The sequence below is a fragment of the Sulfurospirillum diekertiae genome (assembly GCF_002162315.1).
In the GTDB taxonomy this organism is placed as follows: domain Bacteria; phylum Campylobacterota; class Campylobacteria; order Campylobacterales; family Sulfurospirillaceae; genus Sulfurospirillum.
This window is the reverse complement of the sequence record NZ_CP021416.1, coordinates 2403112-2423185: the sequence shown is the minus strand read 5'-3', so window position 1 is coordinate 2423185 and position 20074 is coordinate 2403112. Positions and strand designations below refer to the sequence as shown.

Sequence of the window (20074 nt, the reverse complement as noted above, 5' to 3'; positions counted from 1 at the left end):
CTCGTAGAGTATGACATTCAAGAATCCATCATTAAGTATGCATCATGTGGTATGCCGACGTTTTTTTATTTTAAGTGAGTCCAATGAATTTCAAGCGATTCGCAGTAATAATCCACCGTTGAGTATATTTACCGAAAGTGTACGGACGATGAGTTTGCCTTCTGTTCCTATTGCCAAAATGCTCTGTTACAGTGATGGATTGAGTGAGAGTAGTACCTCCGATGGTAAGTTATATGCTTCCTACTTAAAGGAGGATTTTATTGATTCGATTTGTGTGAAAGACTTTCGCGATAAAGTGAGCGCACGTATTGGCAAAGGTGATGACGATTTGACATACGTTTACATTCAAAAACTTGCCATATCCAAAGAATTTGAAACATTACGTATTGCAAGCACCTATGAAGCTATTGATGAATCCTTAACAACCATTTCACAATATTTAAAAGAGCATGATGTGGACAGTAAAACGTTGAGCCAGATTATGCTAACGCTTTCAGAGTTGTTACTCAATGCTTTGGAGCACGGCAGCTTTGGTGTTGATAAAGCGCATAAAAATTATTTGATAGAGCATAATCTCTTTGATGATGAAATGGCACGACTGGAAAAACTACATCAACATAAAAAAATTAAAATAACCTATGGAATTCTTCCAAGCGGAAAACGCCAACTTTTTGAGGCAACGATTAGTGATCAAGGAGAAGGGTTTGATACGATGGTGTTGAAAAACATTGTCATTAATGCTGAAAAGTTCAATGGTAGGGGGTTTGTGATTATTCGAAAGCTTTTAGATCATTTCTATTTTAATAAAAAAGGCAATGCCATTACGATTCAAAAATTCATCACACCTTTTTTAGAGTTGTAATGCCCATTCCCAAAAAGGAGCAATGGAAAAGCTAAAGCCTTCAATGTCTTTGGCACTTTCACTGCTCAGTGTAACCACTTCAATACGCTTTACATGTAAAGCCCAAAACGTAGGTAAAAGCTTTTGAAGTTTTATCTCAATCGCCTCTGTGGTGGCAAAGCCCACACATAAAATAGCAAGAGATTCATCGGGTAGATAAAAGTCAATGCCTTCTTCATAAAAGACCTTTTTGCCTCGTTTGATGAGTTCTAAAAAAACCATATTTTCAAAGCGCTTCAAAAAGTCTTTTTTGAAAGTCAGAGCATCTTTGAGCGCGAAGTCAATAGGGTAGACTTTTTTGGAGGCGCTGGGTTGATTGTATTTTTCTACCAAAAAAAGAAGATTCTGATCGATGAGGTCAGAGGTTATGGCATAGAGCTTATCTTTAGAAATTTTTGTGAAGACTTTTAGATGGTTGTAAATCTGGAAAAGTGAAATTTTTGAGCCTTGCATTTCACATAAACGTTTGTAGATGAGAAACGTTGTGGCATCTTTTAAAATTAGGTGAAGCATCTCTTGCATCTGTTTTTGAGAACTTTGTTCACTATTTTGTACGATTTGTGGAAATGTTCCGCTGTTGGTATAGAAGTTAAAAAGATGTTCGATATTGGAATGTTTTTTATCAAAGGAGATAAATTCTTCAAAATCTAGTGGATAAAGTATGAGTGAATCGTACCCCTTAAGTGTTTTACATGTAAAGATAGTTGTGAGTAAAATTTCATCGATATTTGGAAGTTCAAAAGAGAAGTCAAAATGCTCTATTATCAATAGTTTGATACGATTTTTTTGCACAAAAATGGCCAGATTTTCAGCGACCAAATGAGGCTCGACGCGGTCATCAGAAAAATCAATGTAAAGATAACTTCCTTTTTCATAATGACTTAAATGATCAATTATGAGATGACTTTTTCCACTCTTCCTTGGTCCATAAAGAATAGTTTTTTTATGAGTAATAGAAATTTTACGATCAAAAAAGAGTGTATTTTTGAAATTCATTTCATAAAATGATTGAAGTGTTTGCACGATTTTTCCTTTCAAAAAGTCTATTATTTTCCTTATTAAAAGGAAATAAAATAAGTATTAAATCTACAAAAACCCCTATATTTATTGACTTTTAGTATCTATTGTTGTAAAATCACAGTCCTTTAATTAGGTCATCTTCAAGGTGGCAAGTTCTTTACAGGGGTACAAATGGAAAAAATTAGACTTAAACTCAAGGCGTATGACCATAGAGTTTTAGACAGATCTGTTGCAGCTATCGTTGAAGCTGTCAAACGAACTGGAGCCGAAATTGTCGGACCAATTCCTATGCCTACAAAAATCAAGCGCTATACAGTGCTTAGATCTCCGCACGTAAACAAAACTTCAAGAGAGCAATTTGAGATGAGAATCCATGCACGTATGATTGACATCGTGTCTGCGACGACTGATACAGTTGATTCACTCATGAAACTTGACTTGGCACCTGAAGTCAACGTTGAAGTTAGAGCTATGGGTAAATAAGGGGTAATGATGGAATATATTATTGAAAAAATCGGCATGAGCCGAACAATTGCAGTACCAAGCGTTCCGGTCACTTTACTCAGAGTTTTAGAAGCGAAAGTATGTGAAGTTAACGCTGACAAACGCGCTTTAGTTTCGTATGTTAGTGGCAAAAAAATGAACAAAGCTATTGCCGGTCAGCAAAAAAAGTATAACCTTTCTGCTGCATTCAATCGTTTTGTGACACTTGATGTTGCTAATGCAGAAGCTGGCGACTTAGATACAGCACCTTTGGGCGAAGCAAAAACACTTAAAGTGTCTTTGAATACAAAAGGTAGAGGTTTTGCAGGTGTTATTAAACGCCACAATTTCCAAGGTGGTCCTGGTGGACATGGTAGTCGTTTTCACAGAGCTCCTGGTTCAATTGGTAACTGTGAATGGCCTGGTCGTGTTCAAAAAGGCAAGAAAATGCCTGGTCACTATGGTAACACTCAAGTTACAGTAAAAAATGAGATCGTTTCATTTGACGCGCAAAATGGTATTCTAGCTGTTAAAGGCTCAGTTCCAGGTGCAAATGGATCATTAGGTAAAGCAAGGATTGTTAAATGAGTAGTGCAATCGTATTAAATGAAAAATTAGAAAATGTTGGTGCATTGGCTCTTCCTGCAAGTTTTGAAGAAGTCCATTCACATAACCTATATCTTTATGTCAAATCATACCAAGCTGCACTTCGTTCAAACACTGCGAACACCAAAACAAAAGGTGAAGTAAGCGGTGGTGGTAAAAAACCTTGGGCTCAAAAAGGTCGAGGTGGTGCACGTGCTGGTAGTAGAAGAAGTCCAGTATGGGTTGGTGGTGGTGCTGCATTTGGCCCTAAAGCTAACAAAAATTATGATTTAAAAGTCAACAAAAAACAGAAAAAATTGGCGCTTGAATTCGCATTGAATGAAAAAGCAGTCAATAACGCACTTTTTGTTGTTGATTCTTTGAGCGTTGAATCTGGTAAAACCAAAGATGCATCAAAAATCGTTAAAACACTTGGCACAAGAGACGCATTAATCGTTAAAGAATTGGTTGATGAGAAAACATTGTTAGCGTTTAGAAATCTTCAAAACTGCTACCTTGTTGAAGCGAATGAGCTTAATGCGTATTTAGCAACTGCGTTCTATGCGGTAATCATAGAAAAATCAGTGCTTGAAACAATCACAAAAGAGGGCTAAGAATGGCTGATATTACTGATATTAAGGCAATCCTTTATACTGAAAAGAGCTTGAGCCTTCAAGAGAATGGTACAGTTGTTATCCAAACTTCAGTAAGAATGACAAAAAATGGTTTAAAAGAGGTATTAAAACAATACTTTGGTTTCACTCCATTAAAGATCAATTCTCTTAGAGTTATGGGAAAAGTTAAAAAGTTTAAAGGCATTGAAGGCAAACGTAATGATTTTAAAAAGTTTTATGTTCAGTTGCCAGAGGGCGCTAAACTAGAGAATGTGGAGGCGTAATCATGGCAATAAAATCATTTAAACCCTATACTCCAAGTCGTAGATTTTTAACAAGTCTTGATTCTGGTGACATTACTGCTAAAGCTAGTGTTCCTTCACTTCTCGTGAAAATCGCTGCAACTGCAGGTAGAAATAACAATGGTAGAATCACTTCTCGTCATAAAGAAGCTGGTGCAAAAAAACTTTACAGAATTATTGATTTCAAACGTAGAAAATTTGGTATCGAAGGTACAGTTGCTGCTATTGAATATGATCCAAACAGAAATTGTAGAATTGCACTTATTAATTATATTGATGGTGAAAAAGCTTATATTCTTCAACCATCAGGATTAAAAGTAGGTGACAAAATTCAAGCAGCTGAAAGCGGACTGGATATTAAACCAGGTAACGCAATGAAGCTAAAAAGTATCCCTGTTGGTACGATCTTACATAACCTTGAACTCAAACCAGGTAAAGGCGGACAAATGGCACGTAGTGCTGGTGGTTACGCTCAACTTATGGGTAAAGAGACTCAATATGTTATGGTAAGACTTCCAAGTGGTGAGATGAGACAAATCTTGGCTGAGTGTATGGCTACGGTTGGTGTTGTCGGAAATGAAGATTGGGCAAACGTTGTTATCGGTAAAGCGGGTCGTAATAGACACCGTGGTATTAGACCTCAAACTCGTGGTTCTGCAATGAACCCAGTAGATCACCCACATGGTGGTGGTGAGGGTAAAACCAACTCAGGACGTCATCCAGTAACTCCATGGGGACAACCAACTAAAGGTAGAAAAACTCGTAAGAAAAAAGCGAGCGACAAACTGATTATTTCTAGAAGAAAAGGAAAATAGATGGCTAGATCGCTAAAAAAAGGTCCTTTTGTTGATGCTCATTTGTTGAAAAAAACGGTTGAAGCAAAAGAGACAAAATCAAACAAGCCGATTAAGACATGGTCTCGTAGAAGTACTATTATTCCTGATATGATCGGTTTGACATTTAACGTCCATAACGGTAGAAACTTTGTTCCAGTATATGTTACAGAGAACCATATCGGTTATAAGATGGGTGAATTCGCACCAACTCGTACGTTCAAGGGTCATAAAGGCTCTGTTCAGAAAAAAATTGGTAAGTAGGTAGACTATGAGTAAAGCAATATTAAAATTTATCAGATTATCTCCTACAAAAGCAAGGTTAATTGCGCGTGAAGTTCAAGGAATGAATGCTGAGCTTGCTATGGCAAGTTTAGAGTTTATGCCAAACAAAGGCGCAAAAATCATCTCTAAAGTGATCGCTTCTGCTGTTTCTAATGGCGGATTTGAACCACAAGAAGTCATTGTCGCTTCTTGCCGTGTTGACGCAGGTCCGGTACTTAAACGTTTTCTGCCAAGAGCAAGAGGTAGTGCGAGTGGCATTAGAAAACCAACTTCTCATGTATTTGTTGAAGTAGCAAAAGCTGCAAAGAAGGAAGACTAAGATGGGTCAAAAAGTAAATCCGATTGGTTTAAGACTTGGTATTAATAGAAACTGGGATTCACGTTGGTTTCCAGGTAAGCAAACCTTAGCGACAAGCATTGGTGAAGATTACAAAATTAGAACATTTTTGAAAAAAGAGCTTTACTATGCAGGTGTCAGTCAAATTTTGATCGAACGTACTGCTAAAAAGCTTAGAGTTACAGTTGTTGCTGCACGTCCTGGTATCATTATTGGTAAAAAAGGCTCTGATATTGAAAAATTAAGAGTAAAACTTACTAAATTGATTGATAAAGACGTTAATGTCAACATTAAAGAAGAGAGACGTCCTCAAGCTTCAGCACAACTTTGTGCAGAAAATGTTGCAATGCAACTTGAGCGTCGTGTAGCCTTTAGAAGAGCAATGAAAAAAGTAATTCAAGGTGCACAAAAATCAGGTGCTAAAGGTATTAAAATTTCTGTTTCTGGACGTCTTGGTGGTGCTGAGATGGCAAGAACTGAATGGTATCTTGAAGGACGCGTTCCACTTCATACCCTTCGTGCAAAAATCGATTACGGTTTTGCTGAAGCACACACAACATACGGTGTGATTGGTGTTAAAGTATGGATCTTCAAAGGCGAGGTACTTGTTAAAGGTATCGTTCCAGAAAAAGAAGAAGCATCTGAAAAAGAGAATTCACGCAAGCCAAGAGCGCGTAAAGAGAGAGGTAAAAACTAATGTTAATGCCTAAAAGAACGAAATATAAAAAGCAGATGAAAGGCCGCAATCGCGGTGAAGCCCATAGTGGTGCTTCAATCTCTTTTGGTGAAATCGGTCTCAAAGCTGTTGAAGCTGGACGTATTGATTCACGCCAAATTGAGGCTGCGAGGATTGCGTATACAAGACATGTTAAACGTCAAGCAAAGACTTGGATTCGTGTATTCCCAGACAAACCATTAACCGCTAAACCGATTGAAACACGTATGGGTAAAGGTAAAGGTTCTGTTGATAAGTGGGTTATGAATGTTAAGCCTGGTAGAATTATTTTTGAAATGGCAGGTGTACCTGAAGAGTTGGCGCGTGAAGCATTAACTCTTGCAATGCACAAATTGCCTTTTAAAACCAAGATTGTAACTCGAGAGAGCGAAAATGAAGTATATTGATTTAAACGGCAAAAGCGCGTCAGAGCTTTTAGAGTTGTTAAAAGAGAAAAAGGTTCTTTTGTTTACATTAAGACAAAAGTTAAAAACAATGCAACTTACTAATCCAAATGAGATTAAAGAAGTTAGAAGAGATATCGCGCGTATTAATACGGCAATTTCTGCTCAAAACAAGTAGGGGTAACTAATGGCTTTAAAACGAGAGATTCAAGGCGTAGTTGTTCAGAAAACTGGTGATAAAACTATCACCGTTTTGGTAGAGAGACGTGTAATGCACCCAAGATATCGCAAGTTCGTTAAACGTTTCAAAAAATACCTAGTCCATGACGAGAGCAACCAAGTAAAAATCGGCGACACAGTAAGCGCTATCGAGTGCAGACCACTTTCAAAAAGAAAGTCTTTTAGACTAAGCGCAGTTGTTAAAGTGGGAGTTGAATAATGATACAAAGTTTTACAAGATTAGCTGTTGCTGATAACAGTGGTGCTAAAGAAATCATGTGTATTAAAGTTCTTGGTGGTAGTAAACGTCGTTATGCAACGGTAGGTGATGTTATCATCGCTTCTGTCAAAAAAGCTTTACCAAGCGGTAAAGTGAAAAAAGGACAAGTTGTCAAAGCGGTTATCGTAAGAACAAAAAAAGAGATTCAAAGAGAAAATGGTTCATTGATTCGTTTTGATGAAAATGCTGCTGTTATTCTTGATAATAAAAGAGAGCCAATCGGTACAAGGATTTTCGGACCAGTTGGTCGTGAAGTTCGTTATGCTAACTTTATGAAAATCGTATCTTTGGCACCGGAGGTACTATAATGGCAACTAAGATGAAAATTAAAAAAGGCGATACTGTAAAAGTAATCGCAGGCGACGATAAAGGTAAAGAGGCAAAAGTTGTTCAAGTATTGCCAAAAACTTCACAAGTCGTTGTTGAAGGTTGCAAAGTAGTAAAAAAAGCCATTAAGCCAAGTGAGAGCAATCCTAAGGGTGGTTTTTCAAATATTGAGAAACCAATTCATGTCTCTAACGTAGCTAAAGTAGAGGGTAAATAATGAACAGATTGCAAGAGAAATTTAATGCTGAAGTTCAACCAGCATTAGTTAAAGAGTTTAACATTGCTAATCCTATGTTGTCACCTAAAATCGAAAAAATCGTTATTAGCGTTGGTGCTGGTGAAGAAGGTAAAGATACGAAGTTATTGCAAAATATCGTTGATACTATCTCTTTAATCGCTGGACAAAAAGCGGTTGTTGCGAATGCTAAAAAATCAGTTGCTGGTTTTAAAGTACGTGCTGGTTATCCAGTTGGTGTTAAAGTAACACTTCGTAAAGAGAATATGTATGTATTTTTGGACAAACTTATCTCTGTAGCACTTCCTAGAGTAAAAGATTTTAGAGGTCTTCCAAGAGTAGGGTTTGACGGACGTGCAAACTATAACTTTGGTCTTAATGAACAATTGATGTTCCCTGAAGTTGAGTATGATAACATCATGAAAACTCACGGAATGAATATTACAGTCGTAACAACTGCTAGCAATGATAAAGAGGCATTTAAACTTCTTGAACTCATTGGTTTGCCGTTCGCAAAAGGTAAATAATATGGCTAAAAAATCGATGATTGCAAAGGCTGCGAGAAAGCCTAAGTTTCAAGTAAGAGCATACACACGATGTCAAATTTGTGGACGTCCACACTCTGTTTACAGAGATTTTGGTATCTGCAGAATTTGTCTTCGTAAAATGGCAAATGAGGGTCTTATTCCAGGCCTCAAAAAAGCAAGCTGGTAAGGAAATAGACTATGATTAATGATCTAGTAGCAGATTCTTTAACAAGAATCAGAAATGCATCAATGAGAAAACTTGATGTCACAAAGTTAATGCATTCAAAACTGGTTGAAGCGATTTTAGTTATTTTCCAAAACAAAGGTTATATCGAAAGTTTTAACGTTGTTGAAGAAGGTCCTAAAAAATTTATCAATGTTGTTTTGAAGTATGACGCAAGAGGCACCCAAGTTATTAACGAAGTGAAAAAAATCTCAAAACCTGGACGTAGAGTCTATAAAGGTCGCGATGAGATTAAACGCTTCAAAAATGGTTATGGTACGATTGTCGTTAGTACATCAAAAGGTGTTCTCAGTAATGATGACGCTCACAAAGCAGGTCTTGGTGGCGAAGTTATCTGTAGTATTTGGTAATTAGCTGTTCTTTTATGGTATTCGATATCCATTCTAAGATTGTAAGCTTATCGTAGACAAGTAAAAGGAAATAAAATGTCTCGTATTGGTAAAAAACCTGTCAAGATACCTGCTGGCATTGATGTGTCAGTGAATGGTAATCTCGTTGAGTTTAAAAAAGGTAGTGTTCAAAAAGTATTGGATACTAAAGGAAATGTTGACGTAAATGTTCAAGATGGTGAGCTTGTATTTATTTCAAAAGGTGCTGATCGTCAGAGTAGCGCTTTTTGGGGAACATACCGTGCCCTTGGTCAAAATATTGTCACAGGTTTAACTGAAGGTTTTAAAAAGCAACTTGAGATTAACGGCGTTGGTTATAGAGCTGCCGTTAGTGGTAATGTTCTTGAACTTCAACTTGGATTTTCTCATCCAATCAATTATGAATTTCCAAAAGATATTCACATTGTAGTTGAAAAAAACGTGGTAACTATTCAAGGTGATGACAAGCAAGTAGTTGGTCAGATTGCTGCCGAAATTAGAAGTTTTAGAGCTCCAGAGCCTTACAAAGGTAAAGGTGTTAAATATTCTGATGAAACTATTATCCGTAAAGCCGGAAAAACTTCCAAGAAGTAAGGGTAAGAGATGAGAGCAAATATTTTAAAACGAAAGCTTGCATTAAGAGTTAAGCGTAAAAAAAGAGTAAGAGCAGATATTTCTGGCACAGCTGAGAGACCAAGAATCTCTTTCTTTAAATCAAACAGATTTATCTATGCGCAAGCGATTGATGATATAAGTGGTGTTACTTTGGCAAGTGTAGATGGCAAAAAATTAGGTTTCAATGCTAGCAAAGCAAGTGCAACAGAAGTTGCAAAAGCTTTTGCAGAGACGCTCAAGGCTAAGAATTTGACTAAAGTTGTCTATGATAGAAATGGTTATTTGTATCATGGTGTAGTTGCTGCTTTTGCAGATGGCCTTAGAGCAAACGGCATAGTGCTATAAGAAAAAGAAGAGGAAAACTATTCAATGGAAAAATACAACAGAGAAGAGTTTGAAGAAGTCATCGTTAACATTGGCCGCGTAACAAAAGTTGTTAAAGGCGGTAGACGTTTTAGATTTACAGCACTCGTTGTTGTTGGAAATAAAAAAGGTCTTGTTGGCTTTGGTTTTGGTAAAGCTAAAGAGGTTCCTGATGCTATTAGAAAAGCAGTTGATGATGCATTTAAAAACATTGTCAAAGTGAATATCAAAGGTTCAACAATCGCTCATGATGTTGAAGTTAAATTTAATGCAAGTCGTATTATTCTTAAACCAGCAAGTGACGGTACCGGCGTAATCGCTGGTGGTGCAACTCGCCCTGTTGTTGAGCTTGCAGGTATTAAAGATATTTTGACAAAGTCATTAGGTTCAAACAATGCTTCTAACGTGGTAAGAGCGACAATTAAAGCTCTTAGTATGATTAAAAGCTAAGTGGAGAAGGATTCAAAATGGCATTAGATAATCTTACACCAGCAGAAAACTCTACCAAAGAGATCAAACGCGTAGGTCGTGGTCAAGGTAGTGGTATGGGTAAAACTGCGAGCCGTGGTAATAACGGTCAAAAATCTCGTACGGGTTATAAACGTAAAAGAGGTTTTGAAGGTGGTCAGCAACCACTTCAAAGAAGATTACCAAAAGTTGGTTTTACTTCTAAAATTGAAAAACCTTATGTTATTAATATCGATAGAATTAAAGCAGTTGCAGAACTTGCTGAAATTACTGTTGATGCAATTCGTACAGTACATAAAATTGCTAGTACAGTTGTGAAAGTAAAATTGATTGGAGCGAATGCAAAAGAACTTGCTGCTAAAATCAAAGACGAAAATGTCATTTTTACTGGAATGAGTAAATGAGCCAAGATCTTACGAAGAAGATCTTAGTTACATTAGGTTTTATATTAGCATACAGGATACTGGCATATGTGCCAGTGCCTGGTGTTAACCTAGAAGTAATTAAAGAATTCTTCGACTCCAATAGTTCCAACGCACTTGGAATGTTTAATATGTTCAGCGGTAACGCTGCGCAACGCCTTAGTATTATATCGCTAGGTATTATGCCTTATATCACCGCATCCATTATTATGGAACTTCTTGCAGCAACTTTTCCAACACTTGGTAAAATGAAAAAAGAACGCGATGGTATGGTCAAATATATGCAGATCATTCGATATGCATCGATTGTTATTACGGTTGTACAAGCCATTGGTGTTTCCGTTGGTCTTGGAGGGCTTAGTGGTCGAGCGGGCGAGAGTGCTATTATGATCGATATGACTACCTTTACAGCCATTGCGGCTGCAAGTATGCTTACTGGAACCATGCTACTCATGTGGATTGGTGAACAGATTACGCAACGTGGTATTGGTAATGGTATCAGTTTGATTATTTTTGCAGGTATCGTTTCAGGTATCCCTCATGCAATTGGAGGAACCATTAACCTTGTAAATACAGGTGAATTGAATTTTCTTGTTGTTATTGGAATTTTAGCCGTTATTTTAGCGACAGTTGGCTCAATTATTTATGTTGAAATGGGTGAACGACGTGTTCCTATATCATATTCACGCAAAGTAGTGCTTCAAAATCAACATAAACGTATTATGAATTATGTTCCTATTAAAATGAACCTAAGTGGTGTTATTCCTCCTATTTTTGCGAGTGCAATTTTGATGTTTCCATCAACAATTATGCAAGCAAGTACAAATCCTATTATTCAATCGATCCATGATTTTTTGAATCCAAATAGTTATGTATTTAATGTATTAACATTCTTATTTATTATTTTCTTTGCTTATTTTTATGCATCCATTGTTTTTAATGCAAAAGATATCTCAGAAAATCTTAAAAAGCAAGGTGGCTTTATCCCAGGTGTTCGTCCAGGTGAGAGTACGGCACTTTTCTTAAATGAGGTAGCAAGTAGGCTAACTTTTTGGGGCTCTATTTATTTAGGTCTAATTTCAACACTTCCTTGGGTCTTAGTAAAATTCATGGGTGTTCCTTTTTATTTTGGTGGAACAGCAGTTTTGATTGTTGTGCAAGTAGCACTTGATACAATGCGTAAAATTGAGGCACAAATGTACATGAATAAATATGAAACATTGAGTGCAGTAGGACTTTAACGAGTATGGCAATTACTATTAAAAAACCGCAAGAGATCAAAAAGCTCTCGGTTGCAAACCAAATTGTTGCAAAAACATTAGACTATCTTACATGTAATATTCATCCAGGAATCAGTTTGAAAGAACTGAATGCCATGGGTGAGTCTTACATTAAAAGTATGGGAGCTCGTGCTGCCTTTAAAGGCCTTTATGGATTTCCTGCGGGGGTCTGCACGTCTGTTAATGAAGTAATTATTCATGGAATTCCGACAGAGTATCGTCTTCAGGAAGGGGATATCATCGGTCTTGATATTGGCACTGAAATTGATGGCTGGTATGGAGATTCTGCTGTAACAGTAGGAGTCGGTGAAATTTCAAAGAGTGATGAATCTTTAATCGCATGTGCTAAAGATGCGCTTTACTATGCCATTGATATTATTGAGCCGGAAATGCGCTTTAAAGAGTTGAGCTATGCTATTGAGCAATTTATTCTACAAAAAGGATATGTTCCTTTGCGTGGATTTTGTGGACATGGTATTGGTAGAAAAGCGCATGAAGAGCCAGAACTTCCTAATTATTTAGAAGGGATTAATCCTAAGAGTGGCCCTAAAATCAAAAATGGTATGGTATTCTGTATTGAGCCAATGATCTGCTATAAAGATGGTACACCAAAGATTTTAGAAGATAAATGGGGCGTAGTTTCTGCCGATGGGTTAAGAGGAAGCCACTATGAGCACACGGTTGCTATCGTAGATGGTAAAGTAGAAATTTTGTCTCTATCTTGAGATTATAGGAGGTAAAATGGCAAAAGATGATGTGATTGAAATAGACGGTAAAGTGATCGAAGCACTTCCCAATGCAACCTTTAAAGTTGAAGTACAAAATAGCCATGTGATTTTATGTCATATTGCAGGAAAGATGAGAATGCATTATATTAAAATAATGCCAGGAGATACCGTCAAGGTTGAGTTAACACCGTATAGTTTAGATAAAGGGCGTATAACCTACAGGTATAAGTAAATTATTAGCTTAATTTATGTATAATTTACCCCTTTTGTAAAGCTGTGTGAAGAATAATCGAAAAAGAAACCACTGTTTTTTCGATTGTTGGTTTGAGATACATCATCAAACCTGTGACAGTTTAACTCAAAATTCCAGTGGAAATAAAGTTCAGGAGTCACGAATGAAAGTACGACCTTCTGTAAAGAAGATGTGCGATAAGTGCAAAGTGATTAAACGAAAAGGTATCGTTAGAGTCATTTGCGTAAATCCAAAACACAAACAGAGACAAGGATAAGCATGGCAAGGATTGCAGGTGTAGACCTTCCAATGAAAAAGAGAGTAGAGTATGGTTTAACATACATCTACGGTATAGGTTTGACAAGTTCTAGAGCTATTTTAACAGCTACTGGGATTTCGTTTGATAAAAGAGTACATGAGCTAAGTGAAGATGAAGTTGCTGCCATTCGTAAAGAGATCCAAGCAGATTTCCAAGTAGAAGGTGACCTTCGTAAAAAAGTGGCTATGGATATTAAAGCTTTAATGGATATGGGAAGCTATAGAGGTCTTAGACACAGAAAAGGCTTACCAGTTCGTGGTCAGAAAACAAAAACGAATGCGCGTACCCGAAAAGGTAAAAAACGTACCGTTGGCGCAAAAGCTAAATAACGAAGTCTCAAAGGGAAACAGATGGCAAAAAGAAAAGTAGTACGTAAAAAAGTTGTTAAGAAAAATATTGCTAAAGGTATTATTTATATCTCTGCAACATTTAATAACACTGTCGTAACTGTAACTGATGAGATGGGGAATGTTATTGCTTGGAGCAGTGCCGGTAGCTTGGGCTTTAAGGGTAGTAAAAAATCTACTCCTTATGCAGCACAACAAGCCGTAGAAGATGCATTGACTAAAGCAAAAGAGCATGGACTCAAAGAAATCGGTATTAAAGTTCAAGGACCTGGAAGTGGTCGCGAGACAGCGGTAAAAAGTGCTGGTACAACAGAAGGTATTAAAGTGTCTTTCCTAAAAGATATTACGCCTCTTCCACACAATGGCTGTAGACCTCCAAAAAGAAGAAGAGTTTAATTTCTAATCTTTAGAATATAACTTCTTTATAGAGAAACAAAATAATTTTTTCGTTTACGCAATAGATTAGGAGAAAAAATGGCGAGATATAGAGGACCAGTCGAAAAGCTCGAGAGAAGACTCGGTGTTAGCTTAGCCCTTAAAGGTGAGCGCAGACTTGCTGGTAAAAGCGCATTAGATAAGCGACCATATGCACCAGGTCAGCATGGACAAAGAAGATCAAAAATTAGTGAGTATGGACTCCAATTAAGAGAGAAACAAAAAGCTAAATTTATGTATGGAGTTTCTGAAAAACAATTCAGACGTATTTTTGACGAAGCAGCAAGAAGAGAAGGAAATACAGGTATTAACCTTGTACTCCTTATTGAAAGAAGACTTGATAACGTTGTTTACCGTATGGGTTTTGCAACAACAAGAAGATTTGCACGTCAATTAGTCACACATGGACATATTTTGGTAAATGGCAGCAGAGTTGACATTCCTTCATTTGTAGTACGTGCAGGTGACAAAGTAGAAGTTTGTGAGAAATCTAAAAATAACCCACAAGTGAAAAGAGCTCTTGAACTAACACAACAAACTGGTATTGCGCCATGGGTTGATGTTGAGAGAGAAAAAGCAATGGGTATTTTTACACGTATTCCAGAGAGAGAAGAAGTAGTTATTCCGGTTGAAGAAAGATTAATCGTTGAGCTATACTCTAAATAATAAAGTAGGTAGTATATGAAAAAAATCAATACATCAGCTTACATGCCAACTGAAATTGAGGTAGAAAATATTGCTGCAAATAAGGTTCAAATTAGTGCATACCCATTTGAATCTGGTTTTGCGGTAACATTAGCACATCCTTTACGTAGATTGCTTTTAAGTAGCACAGTAGGATCTGCACCAACGGCTGTAAAGATTGAAGGCGTAACCCATGAATTCGATAGCATGCGTGGTATGCTTGAAGATGTTGCTCTTTTCATCATTAATCTTAAAAATATTCGTTTCAAAATCAAAGGTGATGAGAAACGTGTAGAGGTTAACTACTCATTTACTGGACCAAAAGAGATTAAAGGAAGTGACTTAGCAAATGCACAAATTGAGATTGTTACGCCAGACGCATATTTGGCAACAATTAATGAAGATGCAGAATTTAACTTTTCTTTGATTCTCGAAAAAGGAATCGGCTATGTTCCAAGTGAGAACATTAGAGGTTTAGTCGGAGAAGATTATATCGCACTTGATGCTTTCTTTACACCCGTAAAAAGAGCAGTTTACGATATTGAGAATGTTTTGGTTGAAGACAATCCTAATTACGAAAAAATTGTTTTCACAATCGAAACAGATGGACTTGTTTCTCCAATCGAAGCTTTTAAAAATTCACTTGAAGCGATGTATGCACAGATGTCAGTATTTAATGGCATTTTAGATATTGCAGTGGCTCCAAAGAGTGAGAGTTCTAATGAGAGTGTAGAGCTCGGAAAGCTATTACAGAGTATTGAAGAGTTAAATCTGAGTGCTCGTAGCTTCAACTGCTTAGATAGAGCAGAGGTTAAATATATTGGTGAGCTTACTCTGATGAGTGAGTTAGAACTCAAAAACCTTAAAAATCTAGGTAAAAAATCGTTAGAAGAGATCAGACAAGTTATGGAAGAGAGTGGTTATCCTGTCGGATATAATTTCTCTGACGATACGGCAAGTTTGCTCAAGAAAAAAATTGAAGATTTAAAATCTGAAGCCAACGAGGGTTAATTTATGAGACATAAGCACGGATACAGAAAGCTTGGTCGTACTTCATCACACAGAGCGGCATTGTTGATGAACTTGGCTATAGCTGTCATTAAATATGAAAAAATCGAGACAACACTTCCAAAAGCAAAAGAGCTTAGAGGATATGTTGAAAAATTGATTACGAAAGCTGGAGTTGGTGGCGATCATGCTCACAAAACAGTTTTTGCTGCACTTCAAGATAAAGAGTGTACAAAAAAATTAGTTAATGAGATCGCACCTAAATATGTTGAGAGAAATGGTGGTTACACCCGTATTGTAAAAACACGTATTAGAAAAGGCGATGCAGCGCCTATGGCGTTTTTAGAACTCGTTTAAATCTCACTTTTTTGCCTTGGGAGTCGTTTACTCTCAAGGCATATCTTCGTTAAATTTTTTTAACCCAAAACACTTCTCCTCCACTAAAAAATTAAGTCACTTTTAACTCAAACTATTGTTAAATTAGATACTTTTGCTATAGGAGAATCTATGATACCATTTAGTGACGAAGAGTTACTTCCAGTTGTTGAAAAATCACTTGAAAAAATTAAGCCAATGTTGGCATTAGACGGTGGCGGACTAACGTTACTTGGCATTAAAGGTGGGCGTGTTTTTGTTCAATTACAAGGTGCGTGCCAAGGATGTGCGTCCAGTGGGCAAACACTTAAATATGGCGTTGAACGCCAACTTAGAATTGATATTCACCCTGAAATAGAAGTTGTAAATATTTTACCAGGCACGGAGAATGAGTTTGAAGTATTAGGAGAGCAATGAACGCTTACATAAAAAAAGGTATTGAAAAATTTTACGCAAAGAACTTTGCTGAGGCAATGCTACAGTTTGCATTGGCTTTGAGTGAAGACCCAAAATCTAAAGAAGCTCGAATTGGAGCTATTTTATGTGATATGGCAGCTCAAAATGAAGAACAAGCAATGGCTCTTTTTGAGTACTATATTTTAACCAAAGAGAATGGTGCTGAAGATTGTGAAGATGTAATGGAAGAAATTATTAATTCCGTGGAAGAACATAGCGAAAAAATTGCCCATTTATTTACAGAGAATGATCTTGAAGCACGCATAAATGCAGAAAATGGTATCAAGTATGAAGACTTTATGAGTTTAATCAAATCTCGTGGTAGTTTTAAAGAGGCTTTTGAAGATATTATGTTCTCTACCAAAGTCATTATCTCAAAAAAAGAAGATTTTGTTGATTTTTTATCTAAATTGATTGATAATGGATTTATCGAAATGTCTCTTAATTACCTTGAGAGTGCTATCACTCTTTTCCCAAATGATGAGCAGCTATTATCGCTCATTAAAAAAGCACAAAAATAGAGAGTTACCTTGAAAATAGATTTGAAAAACCATGCGCCGTTTTTACATGTAACGGATAATTCAAATGAATGTGATGCTTCAAGCATCTTTGTTTCAACAAAGCTCAATGCCACTTATGAGCAGAGCGCAAGAGATCATGGATGTACTAAAATTATTTCATCCAAAGAGTGTTTAGATGTTCTCGCTATTACCAATGCGATCAAAATTATTGGCATAACGGGTACCAATGGTAAGACAACGACAGCAGCAGCTATCTACTCTATCCTCTTAGATTTGGGTAAAAAAGCAGGATTACAAGGGACTCGTGGCTGTTTTATTAACGATCATCGCATTGAAGATAAAAGTCTTACAACGCCACCCATTTTACAGACTATCCATAATCTCAAATTGGCAGTAGAAGCAGGGTGCGAGTATTTTGTCATGGAAGTGAGTTCTCATGCTATTGTTCAAAATCGCATCGATGGGCTTCCTTTTGCTTTAAAGATTTTAACAAATATCACCCAAGATCATTTGGATTTTCATAAAACGATTGATGAATATATTGCTGTTAAAAGCCGTTTTTTTGAAGATGAAAGTTTGAAGCTCATCAACAAAGATGAGAGTAAAATTCGCTTTAATCGCACCAATGCAATGAGTTATGGCATTGAGCATCCCGCAACCTATAAAATTTTAGCTTATTCACTCAAAGAAGGTATTAGTGCCGCTGTAGCTAAAATCGATAAAGTTTATGACTTTGAATCACCTTTACATGGCTTTTTTAACCTTTACAATATACTTGCAGCGATTAGTGCGGTTGATATGTTAGGTGTTGCACCAATGGAGGCTATTTGTGAAGCGGTAGAGCATTTTGGTGGCGTGGAAGGTCGTATGGAGGTAGTGAGCAATGATCCTCTAGTGATCGTTGATTTTGCGCACACTCCTGATGGTATGGAAAAAGTGCTTGATAGTATGAAAGAGCGCGATCTTGTGGTTGTTTTTGGTGCTGGAGGAGACAGAGATCGAACGAAGCGCCCCAAAATGGGAGCGATGGCTGAGCGCTATGCTAAAAAGATTGTGGTGACCAGCGATAACCCACGTTCGGAAGATCCACAAAGTATTATCACTGAAATTTTAACAGGAATGCATCCTCGTGAGCATTTACATGTAGAAGTAGATCGCCACAAAGCGATTGAAAAAGCACTGAAATTACAAGGTAAAAACGAAGTGCTTCTAATACTTGGTAAAGGGGATGAAACTTACCAAGAGATTCAAGGTCAAAAATATCCTTTTGATGATAGAGAAGTAGTTAGGGAGCTTATCGCTCAATGGGCTAAGCAAAAATAGGATAAAATAAACAAATTTCTTAATCTAAAAGAGGTATAAAAGCGATGACGCTTGAGATGTTATATAGCAAAATTCACAGAGCTACTGTTACAGATGCCAATTTAAACTATGTTGGTTCTATTACAATCGATAAAGAGTTAATAATGGCTTCTAATCTTAGCGTGGGACAAAAAGTAGAAGTGGTGAATATTAACAATGGTGAGCGTTTTACAACTTATGTCATTGAAGGTAAGGCAGGTGGGAAAGATATTTGTCTTAATGGCGCAGCTGCACGAAAAGCACATATTGGTGATAAGATTATTATCATAGCTTATGCGCATATGACGAGAGCTGAAATGGAAGTTTTCAAACCTACGGTTGTTTTAGTTGATGAAACCAACGCGTTGGTAGAAGTACGAGATTACATCTAATGTTTGAAAATTTTGATTTATCAAAAGTGGGTGCAATGCTTGAAGAAGCGCAAAAGCAAGCCCAAAAAATGCAAGAAGACGCAAGAAATAAGCAATTTACTGCTAAAAGCGGTGGTGGCATGGTCAGTGTGAGCATGGACGGTAATGGCGAAGTCGTCGATGTTACGCTTGATGATTCGCTTTTAAGTGATAAAGAATCGTTACAGATTTTACTCATGAGTGCCATTAATGATGTTTCCAAAATGGTAGAAGATAATAAAAAACTAGCAACATCTCAGATGCTCTCAGGCATTGGTGGATTTGGCGCAAAAAATTAAGGAGCGTATGTGAAACGTCTAGGACTTTCTCTTCTTTTAATACTCCAAGCTCTTTTCGCGGCGGATATTCCTATCCCTGCTCCTGCTAGCAAAGCAGAGTTCGTCTACCCTGATTTTTCACAGTGTTTTGAAAAAAATAAGCAATCGGTTGTTTATTTTGGTAAAACGCGTGCAATTGCCATTAGTGAAAAACAAGCAATTGCGTTTTCTAAAGAAAAGCCAAGTGTACCTTTTGCGAGATACGATGCATTCTCTCACCTCTATTTATTTGATTCTCCAAAACCACTGATTCCTGTCAAACTTAAACCCACCGCTGAGCTAAAGCTAGGCGAATGGCTTGTCAGCATGACCGATAACTCTTTGGTGGCGGTTAATGCTTCCAAAATAGGTAAAAGTGGTAATGAGTTGTTTGAATTTGGCGGTATCGGTGAAATCAATAGTCTTGTTGGTGGATTATGTTGTGAAATGTATGGACTTGGAATTGGAGATAAGTTTTTTATTAGTTCAGAAGAGTTAGAACGTTTTATAGCAGGTAAATCAGCCTTTTTCCCAGAATTGGGTGCTCGGATTATAGATGGCAATGAGAGTGTTATCGTTGATTTTATGGATCCTAATTTTAAAGATGCAAAGCTAAAAGCTGGCGATAGTATTACATCGCTTAATGGTAAAAAAGTAAGCACTATAGCCGAATTTGCTGACGCTCTCAAAGCAGGTAAAGATTCTGCCAAAATGATTGCTCACATTCAACGTAATAATGCATGGATAGACGAGACTATTGTAACATCAAAACCAGCCAGTAAAAAAGTCGATCCTAAAAAAAGTGCCACTCCCTGAAGCAAAAAAAGAGGCTGTTTTACACAGCAAAGGATTTACGTTCGATAATAATCTTAAGATTGGATATGTAAAGCATGGTTCTTTTGCTGAGCAAAGTGGTTTAAAAGTGGGAGACCGTTTAATGCAAGTAGATGGGGTTCCTGTTTCACAGATCCAAAATGCAGATGCTTATTTGGCAAAGATACATAATCGTGATGTCAGTCTATTATTTGATCGTGATGACTTCCAATTTTTTGTAACATTACCACGCTGAAAGGT

Annotated in this window: 37 protein-coding genes and 1 pseudogene; 37 read left to right on the top strand and 1 reads right to left on the bottom strand. The window is 37.1% G+C overall.

The genetic code is table 11. The annotated features are described in order from the left end of the window. Positions 1 to 37 precede the first annotated feature (37 nt). Positions 38 to 862, top strand: a complete 825-nt coding sequence (locus tag Sdiek1_RS12390; protein ID WP_161492040.1) for an ATP-binding protein — start codon at positions 38 to 40, stop codon at positions 860 to 862. Here the strand turns inward: Sdiek1_RS12390 and Sdiek1_RS12385 are convergent. Beyond that, positions 851 to 1924, bottom strand: a complete 1074-nt coding sequence (locus Sdiek1_RS12385; RefSeq protein ID WP_087439383.1) for an ATP-binding protein — start codon at positions 1922 to 1924, stop codon at positions 851 to 853. The two genes, Sdiek1_RS12390 and Sdiek1_RS12385, sit on opposite strands and share 12 nt — an antisense overlap. 168 nt (positions 1925 to 2092) lie before the next feature. Between Sdiek1_RS12385 and rpsJ the strand changes: the two genes are divergently transcribed. The 36 genes and pseudogenes from rpsJ (at position 2093) to Sdiek1_RS15320 (ending at position 20069) form a co-directional block, all read left to right on the top strand. Beyond that, complete coding sequence (gene rpsJ / locus Sdiek1_RS12380; protein ID WP_012857732.1) at positions 2093 to 2404, top strand: 30S ribosomal protein S10; 312 nt, start codon at positions 2093 to 2095, stop codon at positions 2402 to 2404. 9 nt (positions 2405 to 2413) lie between these two features. After that, positions 2414 to 2992, top strand: coding sequence for a 50S ribosomal protein L3 (gene rplC, locus Sdiek1_RS12375; RefSeq protein WP_087439382.1), 579 nt, complete (start codon positions 2414 to 2416; stop codon positions 2990 to 2992). Next, the gene (rplD, locus tag Sdiek1_RS12370) at positions 2989 to 3603 is read left to right on the top strand and encodes a 50S ribosomal protein L4 (protein WP_087439381.1); all 615 of its coding nucleotides are present in this window, start codon (positions 2989 to 2991) and stop codon (positions 3601 to 3603) included. The genes rplC and rplD overlap by 4 nt, the downstream gene beginning before the upstream one ends. A gap of 2 nt (positions 3604 to 3605) precedes the next feature. Then, positions 3606 to 3887, top strand: coding sequence for a 50S ribosomal protein L23 (locus tag Sdiek1_RS12365; RefSeq protein WP_025345777.1), 282 nt, complete (start codon positions 3606 to 3608; stop codon positions 3885 to 3887). A gap of 2 nt (positions 3888 to 3889) precedes the next feature. Next, entirely contained in the window at positions 3890 to 4720 is an 831-nt protein-coding gene (gene rplB / locus Sdiek1_RS12360; RefSeq protein WP_087439380.1) for a 50S ribosomal protein L2, read from the top strand. Further along, the gene (gene rpsS / locus Sdiek1_RS12355; RefSeq protein ID WP_025345775.1) at positions 4721 to 5002 is read left to right on the top strand and encodes a 30S ribosomal protein S19; all 282 of its coding nucleotides are present in this window, start codon (positions 4721 to 4723) and stop codon (positions 5000 to 5002) included. A gap of 7 nt (positions 5003 to 5009) precedes the next feature. Beyond that, a pseudogene (gene rplV, locus Sdiek1_RS12350) lies at positions 5010 to 5339 on the top strand (50S ribosomal protein L22); the annotation flags it as partial. A gap of 4 nt (positions 5340 to 5343) precedes the next feature. Then, the gene (gene rpsC, locus Sdiek1_RS12345; RefSeq protein WP_087439378.1) at positions 5344 to 6057 is read left to right on the top strand and encodes a 30S ribosomal protein S3; all 714 of its coding nucleotides are present in this window, start codon (positions 5344 to 5346) and stop codon (positions 6055 to 6057) included. Next, positions 6057 to 6482: a 50S ribosomal protein L16 gene (gene rplP / locus Sdiek1_RS12340; protein WP_087439377.1), complete on the top strand. Its 426-nt coding sequence runs from the start codon at positions 6057 to 6059 to the stop codon at positions 6480 to 6482. The genes rpsC and rplP overlap by 1 nt, the downstream gene beginning before the upstream one ends. Continuing rightward, positions 6469 to 6657 (top strand): 50S ribosomal protein L29, encoded by a 189-nt coding sequence (gene rpmC, locus Sdiek1_RS12335; RefSeq protein ID WP_037960715.1) that lies wholly within the window; start codon positions 6469 to 6471, stop codon positions 6655 to 6657. Before rplP ends, rpmC begins: the two co-directional genes overlap by 14 nt. A 9-nt stretch (positions 6658 to 6666) precedes the next feature. Beyond that, positions 6667 to 6918, top strand: coding sequence for a 30S ribosomal protein S17 (gene rpsQ / locus Sdiek1_RS12330; RefSeq protein ID WP_069478761.1), 252 nt, complete (start codon positions 6667 to 6669; stop codon positions 6916 to 6918). Then, entirely contained in the window at positions 6918 to 7286 is a 369-nt protein-coding gene (gene rplN / locus Sdiek1_RS12325) for a 50S ribosomal protein L14 (RefSeq protein ID WP_012857721.1), read from the top strand. The genes rpsQ and rplN overlap by 1 nt, the downstream gene beginning before the upstream one ends. Then, on the top strand, positions 7286 to 7522 hold the full coding sequence (gene rplX / locus Sdiek1_RS12320; RefSeq protein ID WP_087439376.1) for a 50S ribosomal protein L24: 237 nt from the start codon (positions 7286 to 7288) through the stop codon (positions 7520 to 7522). The genes rplN and rplX overlap by 1 nt, the downstream gene beginning before the upstream one ends. Further along, complete coding sequence (gene rplE, locus Sdiek1_RS12315) at positions 7522 to 8067, top strand: 50S ribosomal protein L5 (RefSeq protein ID WP_087439375.1); 546 nt, start codon at positions 7522 to 7524, stop codon at positions 8065 to 8067. Before rplX ends, rplE begins: the two co-directional genes overlap by 1 nt. 1 nt (position 8068) lies before the next feature. Continuing rightward, entirely contained in the window at positions 8069 to 8254 is a 186-nt protein-coding gene (locus Sdiek1_RS12310) for a type Z 30S ribosomal protein S14 (protein ID WP_012857718.1), read from the top strand. Positions 8255 to 8265: 11 nt separating this feature from the next. Continuing rightward, a complete protein-coding gene (gene rpsH / locus Sdiek1_RS12305; RefSeq protein ID WP_025345767.1) occupies positions 8266 to 8661 on the top strand; it encodes a 30S ribosomal protein S8 in 396 nt (131 codons plus the stop codon). A 75-nt stretch (positions 8662 to 8736) separates the two neighbouring features. After that, positions 8737 to 9273, top strand: a complete 537-nt coding sequence (gene rplF / locus Sdiek1_RS12300; RefSeq protein WP_087439374.1) for a 50S ribosomal protein L6 — start codon at positions 8737 to 8739, stop codon at positions 9271 to 9273. Positions 9274 to 9282: 9 nt separating this feature from the next. Then, on the top strand, positions 9283 to 9639 hold the full coding sequence (gene rplR, locus Sdiek1_RS12295; RefSeq protein ID WP_087439373.1) for a 50S ribosomal protein L18: 357 nt from the start codon (positions 9283 to 9285) through the stop codon (positions 9637 to 9639). A gap of 24 nt (positions 9640 to 9663) precedes the next feature. Further along, positions 9664 to 10107, top strand: a complete 444-nt coding sequence (rpsE, locus tag Sdiek1_RS12290; protein ID WP_012857714.1) for a 30S ribosomal protein S5 — start codon at positions 9664 to 9666, stop codon at positions 10105 to 10107. Between the two features lie 17 nt (positions 10108 to 10124). Beyond that, entirely contained in the window at positions 10125 to 10529 is a 405-nt protein-coding gene (rplO, locus tag Sdiek1_RS12285) for a 50S ribosomal protein L15 (RefSeq protein WP_087439372.1), read from the top strand. Then, positions 10526 to 11788 carry a preprotein translocase subunit SecY gene (gene secY / locus Sdiek1_RS12280; RefSeq protein WP_087439371.1) on the top strand — a complete coding sequence of 421 codons (1263 nt, stop codon included), beginning with the start codon at positions 10526 to 10528 and terminating at the stop codon, positions 11786 to 11788. The genes rplO and secY overlap by 4 nt, the downstream gene beginning before the upstream one ends. Before the next feature lie 5 nt (positions 11789 to 11793). Next, positions 11794 to 12552: a type I methionyl aminopeptidase gene (gene map, locus Sdiek1_RS12275; protein WP_087439370.1), complete on the top strand. Its 759-nt coding sequence runs from the start codon at positions 11794 to 11796 to the stop codon at positions 12550 to 12552. Positions 12553 to 12568: 16 nt separating this feature from the next. Next, the gene (gene infA / locus Sdiek1_RS12270) at positions 12569 to 12787 is read left to right on the top strand and encodes a translation initiation factor IF-1 (RefSeq protein WP_012857710.1); all 219 of its coding nucleotides are present in this window, start codon (positions 12569 to 12571) and stop codon (positions 12785 to 12787) included. A 163-nt stretch (positions 12788 to 12950) separates the two neighbouring features. Continuing rightward, positions 12951 to 13064: a 50S ribosomal protein L36 gene (gene rpmJ, locus Sdiek1_RS12265; RefSeq protein ID WP_038533455.1), complete on the top strand. Its 114-nt coding sequence runs from the start codon at positions 12951 to 12953 to the stop codon at positions 13062 to 13064. A 2-nt stretch (positions 13065 to 13066) separates the two neighbouring features. Continuing rightward, complete coding sequence (gene rpsM, locus Sdiek1_RS12260) at positions 13067 to 13435, top strand: 30S ribosomal protein S13 (protein ID WP_069478756.1); 369 nt, start codon at positions 13067 to 13069, stop codon at positions 13433 to 13435. Between the two features lie 21 nt (positions 13436 to 13456). After that, positions 13457 to 13849 (top strand): 30S ribosomal protein S11, encoded by a 393-nt coding sequence (gene rpsK, locus Sdiek1_RS12255; protein ID WP_014770213.1) that lies wholly within the window; start codon positions 13457 to 13459, stop codon positions 13847 to 13849. Positions 13850 to 13927: 78 nt separating this feature from the next. Then, entirely contained in the window at positions 13928 to 14554 is a 627-nt protein-coding gene (rpsD, locus tag Sdiek1_RS12250) for a 30S ribosomal protein S4 (protein ID WP_087439369.1), read from the top strand. 15 nt (positions 14555 to 14569) lie between these two features. After that, positions 14570 to 15583: a DNA-directed RNA polymerase subunit alpha gene (locus Sdiek1_RS12245; protein WP_087439368.1), complete on the top strand. Its 1014-nt coding sequence runs from the start codon at positions 14570 to 14572 to the stop codon at positions 15581 to 15583. Positions 15584 to 15586: 3 nt separating this feature from the next. After that, on the top strand, positions 15587 to 15937 hold the full coding sequence (gene rplQ, locus Sdiek1_RS12240) for a 50S ribosomal protein L17 (protein ID WP_087439367.1): 351 nt from the start codon (positions 15587 to 15589) through the stop codon (positions 15935 to 15937). A 150-nt stretch (positions 15938 to 16087) separates the two neighbouring features. Next, positions 16088 to 16372: a NifU family protein gene (locus Sdiek1_RS12235; RefSeq protein WP_087439366.1), complete on the top strand. Its 285-nt coding sequence runs from the start codon at positions 16088 to 16090 to the stop codon at positions 16370 to 16372. Continuing rightward, complete coding sequence (locus tag Sdiek1_RS12230) at positions 16369 to 16932, top strand: tetratricopeptide repeat protein (protein WP_087439365.1); 564 nt, start codon at positions 16369 to 16371, stop codon at positions 16930 to 16932. The genes Sdiek1_RS12235 and Sdiek1_RS12230 overlap by 4 nt, the downstream gene beginning before the upstream one ends. 9 nt (positions 16933 to 16941) lie before the next feature. Further along, a complete protein-coding gene (locus tag Sdiek1_RS12225; RefSeq protein WP_087439364.1) occupies positions 16942 to 18255 on the top strand; it encodes a UDP-N-acetylmuramoyl-L-alanyl-D-glutamate--2,6-diaminopimelate ligase in 1314 nt (437 codons plus the stop codon). Between the two features lie 44 nt (positions 18256 to 18299). Next, positions 18300 to 18665, top strand: coding sequence for an aspartate 1-decarboxylase (gene panD / locus Sdiek1_RS12220; RefSeq protein ID WP_087439363.1), 366 nt, complete (start codon positions 18300 to 18302; stop codon positions 18663 to 18665). Continuing rightward, positions 18665 to 18982: a YbaB/EbfC family nucleoid-associated protein gene (locus Sdiek1_RS12215; protein ID WP_087439362.1), complete on the top strand. Its 318-nt coding sequence runs from the start codon at positions 18665 to 18667 to the stop codon at positions 18980 to 18982. Before panD ends, Sdiek1_RS12215 begins: the two co-directional genes overlap by 1 nt. A 9-nt stretch (positions 18983 to 18991) precedes the next feature. Further along, entirely contained in the window at positions 18992 to 19816 is an 825-nt protein-coding gene (locus tag Sdiek1_RS12210; RefSeq protein WP_238098994.1) for a DUF7488 domain-containing protein, read from the top strand. Beyond that, positions 19803 to 20069 (top strand): PDZ domain-containing protein, encoded by a 267-nt coding sequence (locus tag Sdiek1_RS15320; RefSeq protein ID WP_238098992.1) that lies wholly within the window; start codon positions 19803 to 19805, stop codon positions 20067 to 20069. Before Sdiek1_RS12210 ends, Sdiek1_RS15320 begins: the two co-directional genes overlap by 14 nt. Positions 20070 to 20074: the final 5 nt, after the last annotated feature.

Coding starts and splice junctions, on each gene's coding strand:
- rpmC (WP_037960715.1), top strand. CDS start 6,469: ATGAAGTATATTGATTTAAACGGCAAAAGCGCGTCAGAGCTTTTAGAG.
- rplX (WP_087439376.1), top strand. CDS start 7,286: ATGGCAACTAAGATGAAAATTAAAAAAGGCGATACTGTAAAAGTAATC.
- infA (WP_012857710.1), top strand. CDS start 12,569: ATGGCAAAAGATGATGTGATTGAAATAGACGGTAAAGTGATCGAAGCA.
- rplO (WP_087439372.1), top strand. CDS start 10,125: ATGGCATTAGATAATCTTACACCAGCAGAAAACTCTACCAAAGAGATC.
- rplE (WP_087439375.1), top strand. CDS start 7,522: ATGAACAGATTGCAAGAGAAATTTAATGCTGAAGTTCAACCAGCATTA.
- rplF (WP_087439374.1), top strand. CDS start 8,737: ATGTCTCGTATTGGTAAAAAACCTGTCAAGATACCTGCTGGCATTGAT.
- rplQ (WP_087439367.1), top strand. CDS start 15,587: ATGAGACATAAGCACGGATACAGAAAGCTTGGTCGTACTTCATCACAC.
- rplN (WP_012857721.1), top strand. CDS start 6,918: ATGATACAAAGTTTTACAAGATTAGCTGTTGCTGATAACAGTGGTGCT.
- rpsD (WP_087439369.1), top strand. CDS start 13,928: ATGGCGAGATATAGAGGACCAGTCGAAAAGCTCGAGAGAAGACTCGGT.
- rpsQ (WP_069478761.1), top strand. CDS start 6,667: ATGGCTTTAAAACGAGAGATTCAAGGCGTAGTTGTTCAGAAAACTGGT.
- Sdiek1_RS12390 (WP_161492040.1), top strand. CDS start 38: ATGCATCATGTGGTATGCCGACGTTTTTTTATTTTAAGTGAGTCCAAT.
- rpmJ (WP_038533455.1), top strand. CDS start 12,951: ATGAAAGTACGACCTTCTGTAAAGAAGATGTGCGATAAGTGCAAAGTG.
- rpsC (WP_087439378.1), top strand. CDS start 5,344: ATGGGTCAAAAAGTAAATCCGATTGGTTTAAGACTTGGTATTAATAGA.
- Sdiek1_RS12235 (WP_087439366.1), top strand. CDS start 16,088: ATGATACCATTTAGTGACGAAGAGTTACTTCCAGTTGTTGAAAAATCA.
- rplB (WP_087439380.1), top strand. CDS start 3,890: ATGGCAATAAAATCATTTAAACCCTATACTCCAAGTCGTAGATTTTTA.
- Sdiek1_RS12365 (WP_025345777.1), top strand. CDS start 3,606: ATGGCTGATATTACTGATATTAAGGCAATCCTTTATACTGAAAAGAGC.
- Sdiek1_RS12215 (WP_087439362.1), top strand. CDS start 18,665: ATGTTTGAAAATTTTGATTTATCAAAAGTGGGTGCAATGCTTGAAGAA.
- Sdiek1_RS12245 (WP_087439368.1), top strand. CDS start 14,570: ATGAAAAAAATCAATACATCAGCTTACATGCCAACTGAAATTGAGGTA.
- rpsE (WP_012857714.1), top strand. CDS start 9,664: ATGGAAAAATACAACAGAGAAGAGTTTGAAGAAGTCATCGTTAACATT.
- rpsH (WP_025345767.1), top strand. CDS start 8,266: ATGATTAATGATCTAGTAGCAGATTCTTTAACAAGAATCAGAAATGCA.
- rplR (WP_087439373.1), top strand. CDS start 9,283: ATGAGAGCAAATATTTTAAAACGAAAGCTTGCATTAAGAGTTAAGCGT.
- rpsS (WP_025345775.1), top strand. CDS start 4,721: ATGGCTAGATCGCTAAAAAAAGGTCCTTTTGTTGATGCTCATTTGTTG.
- Sdiek1_RS12230 (WP_087439365.1), top strand. CDS start 16,369: ATGAACGCTTACATAAAAAAAGGTATTGAAAAATTTTACGCAAAGAAC.
- panD (WP_087439363.1), top strand. CDS start 18,300: ATGACGCTTGAGATGTTATATAGCAAAATTCACAGAGCTACTGTTACA.
- rplD (WP_087439381.1), top strand. CDS start 2,989: ATGAGTAGTGCAATCGTATTAAATGAAAAATTAGAAAATGTTGGTGCA.
- rpsM (WP_069478756.1), top strand. CDS start 13,067: ATGGCAAGGATTGCAGGTGTAGACCTTCCAATGAAAAAGAGAGTAGAG.
- Sdiek1_RS12310 (WP_012857718.1), top strand. CDS start 8,069: ATGGCTAAAAAATCGATGATTGCAAAGGCTGCGAGAAAGCCTAAGTTT.
- secY (WP_087439371.1), top strand. CDS start 10,526: ATGAGCCAAGATCTTACGAAGAAGATCTTAGTTACATTAGGTTTTATA.
- map (WP_087439370.1), top strand. CDS start 11,794: ATGGCAATTACTATTAAAAAACCGCAAGAGATCAAAAAGCTCTCGGTT.
- rplC (WP_087439382.1), top strand. CDS start 2,414: ATGGAATATATTATTGAAAAAATCGGCATGAGCCGAACAATTGCAGTA.
- rpsJ (WP_012857732.1), top strand. CDS start 2,093: ATGGAAAAAATTAGACTTAAACTCAAGGCGTATGACCATAGAGTTTTA.
- rplP (WP_087439377.1), top strand. CDS start 6,057: ATGTTAATGCCTAAAAGAACGAAATATAAAAAGCAGATGAAAGGCCGC.
- rpsK (WP_014770213.1), top strand. CDS start 13,457: ATGGCAAAAAGAAAAGTAGTACGTAAAAAAGTTGTTAAGAAAAATATT.